The organism is Dyadobacter koreensis, from assembly GCF_900108855.1.
Classification (GTDB): domain Bacteria; phylum Bacteroidota; class Bacteroidia; order Cytophagales; family Spirosomataceae; genus Dyadobacter; species Dyadobacter koreensis.
This window is the reverse complement of record NZ_FNXY01000002.1, coordinates 883,264-896,468: the sequence shown is the minus strand read 5'-3', so window position 1 is coordinate 896,468 and position 13,205 is coordinate 883,264. Positions and strand designations below refer to the sequence as shown.

Here is a 13,205-nt window from a genome sequence, read left to right as displayed (position 1 = left end):
CATTTTTCATTTATTCCCGATTCCTCGAAGGTTTAGAAGCGTATCTTCAACGCTTTTCCTGACGGCTGGCCAATTCGATTTCCCATCTTTATAAATGCGAACATACGCTTTATACAAAGTCAGCTGGTTCCCGTCAAGCCGATTTAATTCCTGATTAATATTTTCCCGGTCACCGGAAGATGCCGATTTAAAACGGTCGAGCAGACTTTCTTTCTGCTTTTCGTTTATTTCAAGCTCGTAAATAATCCGGTCTGCGACCTTATCCATTTCAGCATATTGAACACTAAGATTTTGATCCGTAGCCGGCGAGGCAATTTCTCTCCTGTCATTCCTGATTTCGGAATTTATATTTCTTTCATCCGTCCTTCCTGTGTTATACGAATTCGAAGTTTTAACAGCAGTCACCGAATCTCTTGAAGCGCTGGCATAGGATCGCCTGCTGGAATAATCCGCCCCATCCGACTTGCTCAAACTGCTTTTGAGGTTAGCGCAGGAAAAGTTCACAAACGCAGCGAGAATTAGTATGATAAAAATAGATATCCGGCGCATAGTGATTGGAATTAAAAATTATGTCTTAATCCTAAACTGAGGTTAGGATTGAAATAGAAAACTTTTGGAAGCAACTCAATATAACCTCCACCTTCAATGAAGAAAGATGTTGGTTTTTGGGCAAAGAAAAACTCCAGCCCACCAGTGAATGACGGTCCGGTAGAAATGTTATTGGTGTGAACCTCTCTGATTCTGGGATTTGGATAATATCTACGCGAATTGATTTGCACACCCACGCCGCCATAGGCCAGCATTCTTTCGTTGAACATTGGTACAAACCACAAATAGGTCCCATTCAGCATAAAACCGATATCCGCATATTCACCCTCTCGATAGGTATCCTTATTTTTTAACAATCCGGTATAAGTCCCTACGGTAATGTCAAGTGCATTTCTATCTCCATATTTACGAAGAACAACGCCCACAGGCTCACCTAATTTAAAACCAAGCGCCCATTTTTCCGGCTGGGCATTAGCAATTGAAAAAGAAAAAATAAATGCAAAAAGTAAAAGAGATCTTTTCATAAACGTGTATGAATTTTATTAAAAATTGGGTTACTCACAAGTAGGCTTTACTGGCAAAGCTGCACTAATAATATATAATTAAAACCGGGCCAATGCCTCCACCAACTGAATATTTTCTTAGACGATTAAGTTTAATTTAGGTCACTTAATTCCTTGTCAGATTTAAGGTATTAAATGTTTCCTTTTAATCAAATTATGGCTATGCTTTTGTTTCAGGATCAATTTATTTCTAATATTGACCCATATTTCCTTTATTATAAACTAAAAATTTGCCCGGTGGTTGACAAGACAAAGAGTAAAATCTTTAATTCCAAAGACTTAATTGCGTATTTTCTTGTAGCCGGAACAGGGGCAGTTGTTCAGTTGCTTTGCAGCAGTTTATTCAAAGATTGGTTTGGACTAACTTTCCAGGAATCTATTTTACCGGCCTATGCAGCTTCATTTATAGTGGGTTTTGCACTGACTAAATTATTTGCATTTAATGCCAGAAAAACCAACCAGACTAGAAGAGAAATGGTTAAGTTTCTTATGGTTGCCGTTTTTTCCGGTTTTGTTACCTACATCTTTTCAACTGCAGCCTATTATGTTTCGGACAACTACTTCGAGCAATACAATTTCTTGCTGCCGTGGTCGAAAAAATATGTTAACGTAAATGAAATGGCATGTTACATCGTCGGGATGGGATTCAGTTTTATAAGTAATTACATCTTGCATAAAACCTTTACTTTTAAAAGCACGGGTTTTTACAACCGGTTAAAGGTATTGATCCGATAAATTAGTTAGATATAAATCTTAAAAAAACCTAAAACACAGATTTCAAGAATCGAAGTTTTAGGTTTTCTACTTTTACAGAAATCGATGGATTTTAAATTCTTTCCACGATAATCGCGGAAGCTCCGCCACCACCATTACAGATCGCAGCAAGGCCGTATCTCCCATTTTTTTGTTCCAGAACAGATAACAAAGTCGTCACAATTCTGGCACCGGACGCCCCTAGCGGATGCCCCAGTGATACCGCACCCCCAAAAACATTTACTTTCTCCGGATCCAGTTGAAGTTCTTTAATATAATAAAGAGCAACTACTGCAAAGGCTTCGTTGACCTCAAAATAATCGATATCGGATAATTCGAGTCCAGCTTTTTCCAGTACTTTTTGTGTTGCTAAAACCGGGGTGGTCGTAAACCAGGCGGGATCTTGTTCAGCATCGGCATAAGCTACAATTCTAGCGACGGGCTTCAGACCTTGCTTCTCAACGGCCCCCCTACCAGCTAAGACCACGGCTGCGCCTCCATCATTAATGGTAGATGCATTTGCTGCAGTAACTGTTCCATCGGATGAAAAAGCCGGTTTTAAGGAAGGGATTTTTTCAAATTTAACTCGTTTGAATTCCTCGTCCTCATGCATAAAAGTCGATGCGCCGCCTTTTGGAGAAAGAATTTCAACCGGAACAATCTCGTTTTTAAAATAGCCACGTTCGCTGGATTCAGCGCTTAATTTATAGGAGCGAATTGCAAAATCATCCTGTTGCTCGCGAGTAATGTCATATTTCGACGCCGTCTTGTCTCCGCAAAGTCCCATTGCACTTTGGTCATATGCATCAACAAGTCCGTCTTTCGTAAGTCCATCTACAATTTCCCCATTCCCATATCCGTAACCATTTCTGGCTTTCGGTAAATAATAAGGAATTTGGGACATATTTTCCATTCCACCGGCTACTACAATGTCCGCATCGCCAAGCTGGATAGCCTGAGCACCTAAAACTATCGCTTTCATGCCTGAGGCACAAACTTTATTTACGGTTGTACAGATAACATCCGGAGATAAACCGGCAAAAATAGCGGCCTGACGCGCGGGCGCCTGCCCCAGGTTTGAGGAAATCACATTTCCCATGTAAACTTCCTGAACTGATCCGGGATCTATTCGGGCCCTTTCAACTGCTCCTTTCATAGCAGCAGCCCCCAATTTTGCGGCATGAGTTGTCGACAACATTCCGCCAAAACTCCCAATCGGCGTACGAGCTGCGGCAATAATAAAAACTTCCTCTTTCATGTTTCAGTTTTGTTGATAATTCGTTGAATCATGAGGTTTTCACGACACTATTTTACTTCAACATTAAATATAACAATCCTGACTTAAAAAGAAGAAGTTTTTACTTTGAGTCAATTCAGAGCTCCTCCGAATTTTGCGGCAGTCTATCATATTCTCCTTTCAAGGCATAATAACCAAAAATCATCAGCCCCGCGCAGATCGGGATAAAAATGATGATGATAATCGACCATTGTAATGTCGTATTGGTTCGTGCAATTCCTTCGGTTGCCGCGGCAATTTTTTCGATCGCCTGCATAACTAAAAATATAATTATGGTCGGACCGAGAACAATCCAGAGAATGCCTAAAATTCTTTTCAAAGCGTTCATATTTTCTTGATTTTTTATAGTCAGATTTAAACATAAAGTGTCGGGACGCGACATTAATCCATCACTTCGCTGTCACCCTTATTATTGATATATACCGCTCCGATTACAAAAGAAAGCGCGGCGATTCCGATTGGATACCATAAACCTGACAAGGGAGTTGAACCCTGAAAAGAAGCAACCAATGTGGCTATAAAAGGAACCAGTCCACCGAAAACACCATTACCAATATGATAAGGCAAAGACATGGATGTATAGCGAATTTGCGTAGGAAATAGCTCTACCAAAAAAGCAGCAATCGGACCGTAAACCATCGTTACAAGCAGCACCTGAAAAAATACCAATCCAATAATAATCCAATAAGTGACGGAGGATAAAGTAACATCTGCGAACGAAATTTTCCGCTCCTCGGCAGCTAATGTTTTGTCCGCATGAATTGTCTGAACGCTAATCTCCTTAAATGTCCCGCCACTTTTTAGTGTCTTTACAACCGTTGACGTAATCACAGAATCCGCTTTATCCTCGATATACTCACTGGAAATCACCGGTTCCGAAACCGATACTAACTCAGTTTTTTGAAATTCTCCAACATTGGTTGCATCGATGAAATATTGATAAATCGGGCGGTAAAAAATGATCCCCAACAACATCCCGGAAAGCATAATCCATTTCCGTCCAACTTTATCACTCCACGAACCAAATACAACGAAAAACGGGGTTGCAAACAAAATTGCCCATAAAAGGATATATCTGGATTCATTAAAATCCAGTTTACATGTATTTTCAAGAAAAGATTGCGCGTAGAACTGTCCTGTATACCAGATTACCCCCTGCCCCATTGTCGCGCCAAAAAGCGCAAGCAGGACCATTTTAAAATTCGCCTTTTTCTGAAAGCTTTCTTTCAGTGGATTGGCCGAAATTTTTCCTTCTGATTTTAATTTAGAAAACACGGGTGACTCGTGCATTTTCATCCGGATATAGATCGAAACGCCAACCAGAAGAATTGAAAGCAAAAAAGGTATCCGCCATCCCCAGTCAGCAAAAGCTTCTGCGCCTAAAATATTTTTAGTCCCTACGATCACACCAAGCGAAAGAAATAATCCAAGTGTCGCTGTTGTCTGTATCCAACTTGTAAAAAAGCCGCGCTTGCCCGGAGGCGCATGTTCGGCGACGTAAGTTGCGGCTCCCCCATATTCACCGCCAAGCGCCAGCCCCTGAACCAGTCGCAGTATTAAAACAAGGATCGGCGCAGCATAACCGATGCTTGAATAGGAAGGAATCAGTCCGATCAAAAAGGTAGATCCACCCATTAAAACAAGGGTAAGCAAAAATGTATATTTCCGGCCAATTAAATCACCCAATCTACCAAAAACCAATGCGCCAAAGGGTCTGACAATAAAACCCGCCGCGAAAATCGCTAAGGTATTGATCAGTGCCGAAGCGCCGGCATCACTCGGAAATAACTGATGTCCGATTATGACAGCGAGACTGCCGAAAATATAGAAATCGTACCATTCAATTAAGGTTCCCAGAGAGGAGGCTGCAATCACTTTGGTGATGCTTTGTGTAGCATTGTCGTCGAGCTTAGGCATTGATCAGGAAAAGGTGAGTAATGATAAAAAATGGAATGGGCTGCATCGTAAAAGGCGATGAATTAGCAGGATAAGTCATCAAAACCATTTCAATACTCATTTTTTAACGAAAAAAGCCCTCCAAATTAATTGGAAGGCTCCTGAAAAAGCTTCGATATTTTATAACAGCTGGCTATCTGTCCAGGTCGGTGTCGTCTTCGTTCAGATTTTCAAGCTCGACATCATCAAACTGATTTGTTAAATTCTCGACATCGTCATCTTCTGATTTTCTTAATAAATCAGGATTATCCTTTGGCAACTTGCCTTCTGGCGTATTTTCCGGGAAATTCGGGTATACTGGTGGTTCTAATATTGGCTTACTAGTATCTAACACATCCGGATCTTTTCTCTTGCTAATCATGATATTTTCAGTTTAAGATGTTGATTACTACACTAATTTGTAAATGATTTTCAAATAATCGTTCCTGAAAACATTACCCTGAAACCCCTGTTTTTTGTGTAGAGAATTTTCCGTTTTTGTAGAAGATGCGCGCAGTAGAAGGGGGAGATTTCGGACTGCATACTATAAATGTCATTTGGTAATCTCTGAAAACGTAATGAAATTGCCTCCTCTTGCATAATACTGATGCGATAGCGCATCCTGAATATAAAACGCACCAAAAAATTCGATTCTTAATTCCTAAACCATTTAAAAATGTTAAAAAAAATTACTACTCTGCTCCTTCTGACGACTGGATTTCTCTGCCCTTATAACATATCAGCGCAGGATTCCGTACTAATAATAAAAAAAACGAGCGACTTCAAAGTCGATGGTGAAGGAAATGCAAAAAACTGGTCGGCGGCAAATTGGTTTGACTTACAGGTTCAGACCGGGCCGAAGCAATCTGTTCCCGGAAAAGCTTTCCCGACAAAGGTGAAAATGCTCTATTCCGATAAAGGTGTTTATTTTCTATTTGACTGCACCGACAAAAAACTGACATCAACCATCATGGAAGATTTCGGGACTCTGTTCAAGGAAGATGTCGTGGAAGTTTTTCTGTGGCCAGATACCGCCGAACCGATTTATCTGGAATACGAAATATCGCCGCTTAATTATGAACTAGCCATTCTGGTACCAAATTTAAATGGCAAAATGCAGGGCTGGAAGCCATGGTTTTATAATGAAACGAATCGCGTTCAACACGAAACAAGTGCCCAAGGCGGACAGAAAAAAAGTATGGCTTCGGTTGAAGGATGGAAAGCAGAGTTTTTTATTCCTTATGCGCTTATGAATCCAATCGTCCAGTCTCCCCCTAAGTCTGGTACCAGGTGGAGAGGAAATTTTTACCGAATAGATTATGATTCTGAAACTGCCTATTATTCCTGGAAAAAGACCAGCGGGAGTTTTCACGAATTCAACAAGTTTGGCACACTCATTTTTGAATAATCCATTATCAGATCAATCCTAAATCATGAAAAAAATAACTTTTTCCTTAATCTGCTTACTATCGGCAATCATGACCCTAGCACAGAAACCGAAAACCAGAGAAATCCTTTACGTAGGAACATACACCCAGAAAGGCGAAGGAATTTATGTTTATGAATTTGACAGAACCAATTTTTCTTACAAGGAATTACAAGTGCTGACAAACAAGAATAGTCCATCCTTTCTGGAATTCCATCCGAATAAACAATTTTTATATTCTGCAAATGAGGACAATAATACGATATCGTCCTATAAAATTGATCCGGTGACGGCTAAACTAACGTCATTGAACGAGAAATCATCGGTTGGAAAAGGACCCTGCCACGTCAGCGTTGATCCAAAAGGGCGGTTTATTTATGTTTCCAACTATGGCAGTGGCTTATTGGCCGTTTATCGATTGAACAAAGACGGAAGTATCGGTGAACTTGCGGATTCTATTCAGGACAAAGGCACAGGTTCTCAAAAACCGCACATGCATTCGGTAATTCCGTCGGCAGATGGTAAATTTATCTATGCTTCCGATCTTGGGATAGACAAAATCATGGTTTATCTGGTAGACCCAAAAACAGGAAAGCTGACTCCCGGATCTGTTCCTTACGCAAACGTGAAGGCGGGTGACGGTCCTCGCCATTTTGCAATTCATCCTAATGGAAATTTTGGTTATTCCGCTTGTGAACTTAAATCGGTTGTAAATTCATTCCAGATTATTAAAAATTCCGGCGCGCTTGTGCCCTTGGAACGTGTGGGTATGGTGCCTGATGATTTTGCAGGAAAAACCTATGCGGCCGATATTCATTTTTCTCCGGATGGCAAGTTCCTTTATGCTTCCAACCGCGGACATGAGAGCATCGTGGTATATTCAGTAGATGCTAAAACGGGAAAGTTGACAACCGCTGGATATCCTGAGACACACGGTAAACATCCGCGTAATTTCCTCGTAGATGAAAAAGGCGAACTTGTTTATGTTACAAACCGGGATAATGATAATCTCGTTTTTTTTGAAAGAAACAGTGAGACAGGATTATTGACTTACACAAAGAAAGAAATCAGTATACCAACACCGGTTTGTGTGAAGCAGTTATTTTTAAAATAATAGTGTCAAACAGTTAAAATAGGTCCGGTTATTATTTAGCCGGATTTTTTTTGCTTTTGACCTGGTGCAGAAGGTCTGTATATCTTTCTTAAACTTCACGCTATCGCCAATACTCCGCTCTCGCCTTCTGCACCGAAATAATATTCTTTAAAAAATATATGAATTAACACTTACTTTTTTAATTTTATAGAATGATGATTTTTAATTCTTTAAAATTAAAAAAGTGCAAAATTAAATATCAATTTTCACCCTAAATGAATTGTATAGAGTTCGATATCTAAAAAAAGCTCTGATTACACTGATTCACACCTGGCAATAGAAAAAGATTTAAGATTATCCGATTTCAACCTAAGCCACCTTCTTATGATTACCCGTCAGAATGATCTATTCCTAATTTCGCTAATAAAAAAAGGAGATAAACGTGCTTTGGATTGCCTTTTTAAGAAGTACTACAATTCACTTTGCAAATTTGCCTATTATCTGACCAGTCGCAATGATCTGTCTGAAGAGATTGTAGCCGATGTTTTTCTTAGGATTTGGGAGAAACGAGAAAAAATTTCAGTTGAAAAAAATTTAAAGTCCTACCTTTTTATGGCAACACGGCACACTGCCATTAATTATATGAAACAGGAAAAACTGATCATGGAAGATCTGAGTGACGATATCGTTGAAGAAAATCCAGGACCAGAGGATGTATTTCTATATCAGGAACTTGAATCACGGCTAACAAACCTTATCAATTTTTTACCGCAAAAAAGGAAAGCCATTTTCCAACTGAACCGATTTGAAGGCTTCACTTATAATGAGATTGCCGAAATTCTTTCACTATCTTCCAAAACGGTAGAAAACCAAATGGGGAAGGCCATTAAGCAGTTGAAATTGCTGCAAAAAACATATCAGATATAAAAAAAAATTTGAACAGATGGGGGTATCGCCATTTTTTATTTGTCTTAACATAAGAAAGCACAAAATTTCATGTCGGATCACACTCCATGGCCATTAATCGCCAAATATTTAGCTGGCGAATGCAGCAAAGAAGAAAAGCTGGCTATGGAATGGTGGCTTGAAGAAGTTGATAACGAGATTCTGTTCAGGCAAATAAAAACCGCCTGGCAAAAGCAGTCTGAGTCCGGTTTGCAAGAAGAATTCGACCCGGAAAAAGGAATTAATAAACTTAATTGCCTGATTCTTGAATTGGAAGAATCTAATAGCAATAGCGGCAAAAAAAACAAAAAATATATCAGGATATCTTCTTTGCTGACCGCAGCGAGTATCCTTTTGTTAATCGGGTTTGGCTATTTGCTAATAAGGAATAATTTTTCTGATTTCGGAGCCCGATCCAAATCGTTCATCCAGAAAAGCAGTGGCAATGATCAGATTTTGAGCCTTTTATTACCGGATGGATCAAAGGTCTGGTTAAATAAAAATAGTAAACTGACATTTCCGGATCAATTTGATACGTCAGAAAGGATAGTTTTTTTAGAAGGAGAGGCCTTTTTTGAAGTAATTCCTGATGTGAGCAGTCCCTTTGTGGTGAGGAGTAAAAAAATATCTACAAGGGTTCTGGGAACATCGTTTAACGTCAGGGCCTACAAGGCTGACGCAACATCGTCGATTGCAGTTTCAACGGGAAAAGTTGAAGTGAGCAAGGAAATTCCAAAAGGCGATCCGATCCGTATAACGCAATTGACGCCCAGACAGGAACTGGTTATAAATACTGAAAAAGATGAGACGTATATTGATATAGTTAGCGCTTCCAATATCGGTAGCTGGCGAAAAAACCTGCTGGTTTTTCAAAACAATACTTATGCAGAAGTTGCAGCCAGACTGGAAGCAAGTTTCGACGTAAAAATACATTTAGAAGATATGGAATTCGCCAAATGCCGCGTGATGGCAAGTTTTAATGAAAACGCCTCTCTGGATGAGGTGTTGAAATTATTGAGTATTTCCAATCATTTCAATTACTCGGTAGATGGTAGCGAAGTACATATCCGGGGCGGGGTTTGTAAATAATTTTTATTTTGTAAAAAGCCGGATCAAGCTTTTTTAGCTCGTAATGAAATCATATTGATCCATTGTTAATTTTTTTCAGTACCAAAAGTTTATCATCACCTAAATCAATTTAACCTTTCTACTAAACGTATGAACCGATCACTACGTCACCATTTGCCGGGCAAATGGTATTGGAAACCCATAGCCGTCCTGATGGCTTTACTCTTTGTCATTCAGCCTTCTTTCGCCTCCGTTGCTGGCTCAGTTCAAGGAATAGGTGAAGTTAAAATATCCCTGAACCTAAAAGACGCCACGCTTCAGAAAGCATTTCTTGCCATCGAGAAAAAAAGTGAGTACAAGTTTATTGCAAGCATGGAGCGAATTGACAAGAAGAAAAAAGTTAATGTCGCGCTTGAAAATAAAAGTGTGAAAGAAGTCCTGGAAACGATTCTGGATGGCACTGGACTAGGCTATGTACAGGTTGATAACAATATTATAATCAACGACAAAGCGATTTCTAAAAACAAATCTGCCGATGCTTCGACTCAACCCCTAACTCCACAAGCGGTAATTAAGGAGATTTCCGGATTTGTGAAAGATTCTCAGGGTGCGGGAATTCCGGGTGCAAATATTCTGGTTAAAGGATCGACACTTGGCACTACCACAGATGTGGATGGAAAGTATATACTGAATGTTACAGAAGACAATGCGGTTCTTATCTTTTCTTCTATTGGCTATGCTACCCAGGAAATTCCTCTGAACGGGCAGAGTGTGATCAATGTAACACTCCTGGACGATGTGAAACAGCTTGGAGAAGTTGTTGTTACTGCGCTAGGGATCGAGCGAAACGCAAAAACCCTGACTTACGCAACGCAACAGATCAGCGGAAAACAGCTTGCTGATGTACGGGATGCCAATTTTGTAAATACACTATCCGGCAAAGTTGCCGGTATTGTCGTTACCCAGGGTTCCTCCGGGCCTGGTTCAGCCACGCGGGTTGTCCTTCGTGGAAACCGCTCTATAACAGGCAACAACAACGCGCTTTTTGTCATTGATGGAGTGCCGGTCGATAACACAGTAAGAAATCAGGTGAGCAGTGACTTCGGCGGAATAAACGGAAGTGACGGAGCTTCCAATATCAACCCTGACGATATCGAATCGATGAATGTCTTGAAAGGAGCTGCTGCTTCTGCCCTTTACGGTAGCCGTGCTGCAAACGGTGTTATTATGATTACGACTAAAAAAGGCAAGGCCGGCAAAGTTTCAGCAGACATAAATTCTGGTGTGGCGGTAGAAACTCCATTTCTGCTCCCAAAATTTCAAAATATTTATGGACAAGGCGGAGCTGGTGTTTCCACTCCAAACTCATTGCTTAGCTGGGGAGCACCTGCAACGACCTACCCGGACAACGTAAAAAACTTTTTCCGTGATGCAATCTCCACCAACAATTCTTTTGGCGTTTCTGCAGGAAGCGAAAAAGTACAGACGTATATGTCTTATACCAACAACTACAATCAGGGAGTTATTCCGAACAATGATCTGATGCGCCATACGATGAACCTGCGTATCAATACACAGATTACGAAAAAGTTTTCTACTGATGCAAAAATTACCTACGTCAATCAAAAAATTGACAACAAACCAAGATCAGGCGAAGAAAGCTCCGTGATGATGAACCTGTATAAAGTTCCTCGCAGCGTGGATCTGAATCAATACAAAACGTTTGAAGACGAAGCAGGAAAACCAACTTATTGGGGTAGCTCGGCTGGGATTTATATGAATCCTTACTGGACAATCAACCGCACTTTTGAAACTGAGAAAAGAAATCGTGTAATCGCACTTGGATCTGCAAAATACCAGATCACCGACTGGCTGAATGTCCAGGGACGCATCAGTTATGACTGGTATGCCGATCGTTTTAACCGTGGCTTCGCAAACAATACTTTGCTGTTTGCAGGCAATGGTGGTTCATACTACGACTGGAATAATGAACAATTGGAAAGAAACATGGACCTTATCGTTTCCGGAAACAATAACATTGGTAAAGATTTCGCAATCACATACAATTTCGGAGCCGGGTCTACTTACCAGAAATTTTCGCAGGTTGGTGCAGGTTCTTTTACGCTTTCAATCCCAAATCGGTATGATCTTGCTTTTGGATCCTCTCTGGTCAGGATGACTGATTACAGTGAAAAAGAACTTCAATACGTTTTCGGTACTGCATCGATCTCTTTCCGGGATTATCTGACATTTGATGCATCAATACGCAATGACTGGTCTTCTACCCTACCAGCTCCCCACTCGTATACGTATTCTGCATTTGGTGCAAACTTCATTTTATCGGAAGCGATAAAATTACCTGAATGGATCAGTTTTGCAAAAGTAAGAGGATCATGGGCGCAAGTAGGAAATGACACAGATCCATACAGACTTTTACAGACTTATGATTTTAATCAGCAAGGCGGAAATGCAGGATTTATTTCCAGAAGTACTGTAAGACCAGCTGACAATCTTAAACCTGAAATTTCGTCATCCACCGAATTCGGACTTGACCTTCGCCTGTTTCAGGGACGCCTTGGGCTTGACTTCACTTATTACAACAGCAATACGGTAAACCAATTACTGCGTCTGCCATTGGCTCCAGCTTCCGGATTTGCCGAGCAGTTTGTCAATGCAGGAAAGATTAATAACAAAGGGTTCGAATTTACCCTTTCTGCAAGCCCGCTTAAAGGCAAATCTCTTACTTGGGATGCTTCGTTGAATTTTGCAAGAAACATCAATAAGATTATCGAACTTCATCCCGACATCAAAAAAGCCACATTGGGAGGAAACACCCGTACGACTACGGCGGTTGTAGCGGAAGGTGGATCTTACGGAGATCTTGAAGCTTATGGCTGGAAAACGGACGCAAATGGTAGATTTGTAGTAAATGAAAAAGGACTTCCGGTTGTTAGTGATTTTAAGAAAATTGGAAATTTCAATCCTAAATTTACCGTAGGCTTCAATAACACGTTTAGCTACAAAAATTTCATTCTAAGCTTCCTTATCGACGGCCGTGTGGGTGGAGTTATGACATCAGGTACAGACGGGAACCTTGCATACGATGGAACTTCCGAGTACACAACCCAACATCGCGATGGGGGCTGGGTTTTGCCCGCGGTAGTTCAGAACGCAGCTGGTGTAGTTACAGAGACCGAGAACACTACCGCCGTAAATGCTGAAACTTTTTGGCAGACTGTTTCACAGGGACGTTATACCTGGGGAGAATTCTTTTCATATTCGACAACGAATTTCCGTTTAAGAGAAGCGACGCTGGGTTACAATATTCCTACGCCGCCAAATTCTTTTATCAAAAATCTACGTCTCTCATTAACCGCCCGCAACCTGTTCTTCATCTACCGTGGAAGCGCGATCATCGACATTCCCGGCCTCTCGAAACGAAAATTGCCGTTCGACCCTGATGTGAATCTGGGCGCTGGAAATTATCAGGGTTCTGAATATGGCTCACTTCCTTCCACAAGATCTTTGGGAGTCAATCTAAAATTAAGCTTCTGATCCGGTTGAAATTAGTTCAGT

General features: G+C 40.7%; 12 protein-coding genes. 6 read left to right on the top strand and 6 right to left on the bottom strand.

Going from position 1 to position 13,205, the window contains the following annotated elements; translation table 11 throughout:
* Positions 1-6 precede the first annotated feature (6 nt).
* A complete protein-coding gene (locus BMY70_RS08305; RefSeq protein WP_090334494.1) occupies positions 7-549 on the bottom strand; it encodes a hypothetical protein in 543 nt (180 codons plus the stop codon).
* 11 nt (positions 550-560) lie between these two features.
* A complete protein-coding gene (locus BMY70_RS08300) occupies positions 561-1,073 on the bottom strand; it encodes a hypothetical protein (RefSeq protein ID WP_090334491.1) in 513 nt (170 codons plus the stop codon).
* A gap of 201 nt (positions 1,074-1,274) precedes the next feature.
* Between BMY70_RS08300 and BMY70_RS08295 the strand changes: the two genes are divergently transcribed.
* A complete protein-coding gene (locus tag BMY70_RS08295) occupies positions 1,275-1,847 on the top strand; it encodes a GtrA family protein (RefSeq protein WP_090334797.1) in 573 nt (190 codons plus the stop codon).
* Between the two features lie 91 nt (positions 1,848-1,938).
* On the opposite strand, the gene BMY70_RS08290 is transcribed toward BMY70_RS08295, so the two are convergent.
* The 4 genes from BMY70_RS08290 to BMY70_RS08275 all read right to left on the bottom strand — a co-directional run bounded on the left by BMY70_RS08290 (position 1,939) and on the right by BMY70_RS08275 (position 5,479).
* Positions 1,939-3,123 (bottom strand): acetyl-CoA C-acyltransferase, encoded by a 1,185-nt coding sequence (locus tag BMY70_RS08290; protein ID WP_090334488.1) that lies wholly within the window; start codon positions 3,121-3,123, stop codon positions 1,939-1,941.
* A 115-nt stretch (positions 3,124-3,238) separates the two neighbouring features.
* On the bottom strand, positions 3,239-3,490 hold the full coding sequence (locus tag BMY70_RS08285) for a DUF6814 family protein (protein WP_090334796.1): 252 nt from the start codon (positions 3,488-3,490) through the stop codon (positions 3,239-3,241).
* A 53-nt stretch (positions 3,491-3,543) separates the two neighbouring features.
* On the bottom strand, positions 3,544-5,079 hold the full coding sequence (locus tag BMY70_RS08280) for an MFS transporter (RefSeq protein ID WP_090334485.1): 1,536 nt from the start codon (positions 5,077-5,079) through the stop codon (positions 3,544-3,546).
* A 172-nt stretch (positions 5,080-5,251) separates the two neighbouring features.
* A complete protein-coding gene (locus tag BMY70_RS08275) occupies positions 5,252-5,479 on the bottom strand; it encodes a hypothetical protein (protein WP_090334482.1) in 228 nt (75 codons plus the stop codon).
* 294 nt (positions 5,480-5,773) lie between these two features.
* Here BMY70_RS08275 and BMY70_RS08270 point away from each other — a divergent pair, with 294 nt between their 5' ends.
* The 5 genes from BMY70_RS08270 to BMY70_RS08250 all read left to right on the top strand — a co-directional run bounded on the left by BMY70_RS08270 (position 5,774) and on the right by BMY70_RS08250 (position 13,184).
* Complete coding sequence (locus BMY70_RS08270; RefSeq protein ID WP_090334479.1) at positions 5,774-6,505, top strand: carbohydrate-binding family 9-like protein; 732 nt, start codon at positions 5,774-5,776, stop codon at positions 6,503-6,505.
* Between the two features lie 70 nt (positions 6,506-6,575).
* Complete coding sequence (locus BMY70_RS08265; RefSeq protein ID WP_229209522.1) at positions 6,576-7,637, top strand: lactonase family protein; 1,062 nt, start codon at positions 6,576-6,578, stop codon at positions 7,635-7,637.
* Between the two features lie 363 nt (positions 7,638-8,000).
* Positions 8,001-8,543, top strand: coding sequence for an RNA polymerase sigma factor (locus BMY70_RS08260; RefSeq protein WP_090334476.1), 543 nt, complete (start codon positions 8,001-8,003; stop codon positions 8,541-8,543).
* 69 nt (positions 8,544-8,612) lie between these two features.
* The gene (locus BMY70_RS08255; RefSeq protein ID WP_090334473.1) at positions 8,613-9,650 is read left to right on the top strand and encodes a FecR family protein; all 1,038 of its coding nucleotides are present in this window, start codon (positions 8,613-8,615) and stop codon (positions 9,648-9,650) included.
* 129 nt (positions 9,651-9,779) lie between these two features.
* Positions 9,780-13,184, top strand: a complete 3,405-nt coding sequence (locus BMY70_RS08250) for a SusC/RagA family TonB-linked outer membrane protein (RefSeq protein WP_090334470.1) — start codon at positions 9,780-9,782, stop codon at positions 13,182-13,184.
* Positions 13,185-13,205: the final 21 nt, after the last annotated feature.

Bases quoted from the DNA above. Each gene is read 5' to 3' on its own strand.
- BMY70_RS08255 (WP_090334473.1), top strand. From the start codon at position 8,613: ATGTCGGATCACACTCCATGGCCATTAATCGCCAAATATTTAGCTGGC.
- BMY70_RS08280 (WP_090334485.1), bottom strand. From the start codon at position 5,079: ATGCCTAAGCTCGACGACAATGCTACACAAAGCATCACCAAAGTGATT.
- BMY70_RS08270 (WP_090334479.1), top strand. From the start codon at position 5,774: ATGTTAAAAAAAATTACTACTCTGCTCCTTCTGACGACTGGATTTCTC.
- BMY70_RS08295 (WP_090334797.1), top strand. From the start codon at position 1,275: ATGCTTTTGTTTCAGGATCAATTTATTTCTAATATTGACCCATATTTC.
- BMY70_RS08285 (WP_090334796.1), bottom strand. From the start codon at position 3,490: ATGAACGCTTTGAAAAGAATTTTAGGCATTCTCTGGATTGTTCTCGGT.
- BMY70_RS08260 (WP_090334476.1), top strand. From the start codon at position 8,001: ATGATTACCCGTCAGAATGATCTATTCCTAATTTCGCTAATAAAAAAA.
- BMY70_RS08265 (WP_229209522.1), top strand. From the start codon at position 6,576: ATGACCCTAGCACAGAAACCGAAAACCAGAGAAATCCTTTACGTAGGA.
- BMY70_RS08300 (WP_090334491.1), bottom strand. From the start codon at position 1,073: ATGAAAAGATCTCTTTTACTTTTTGCATTTATTTTTTCTTTTTCAATT.
- BMY70_RS08275 (WP_090334482.1), bottom strand. From the start codon at position 5,479: ATGATTAGCAAGAGAAAAGATCCGGATGTGTTAGATACTAGTAAGCCA.
- BMY70_RS08290 (WP_090334488.1), bottom strand. From the start codon at position 3,123: ATGAAAGAGGAAGTTTTTATTATTGCCGCAGCTCGTACGCCGATTGGG.
- BMY70_RS08250 (WP_090334470.1), top strand. From the start codon at position 9,780: ATGAACCGATCACTACGTCACCATTTGCCGGGCAAATGGTATTGGAAA.
- BMY70_RS08305 (WP_090334494.1), bottom strand. From the start codon at position 549: ATGCGCCGGATATCTATTTTTATCATACTAATTCTCGCTGCGTTTGTG.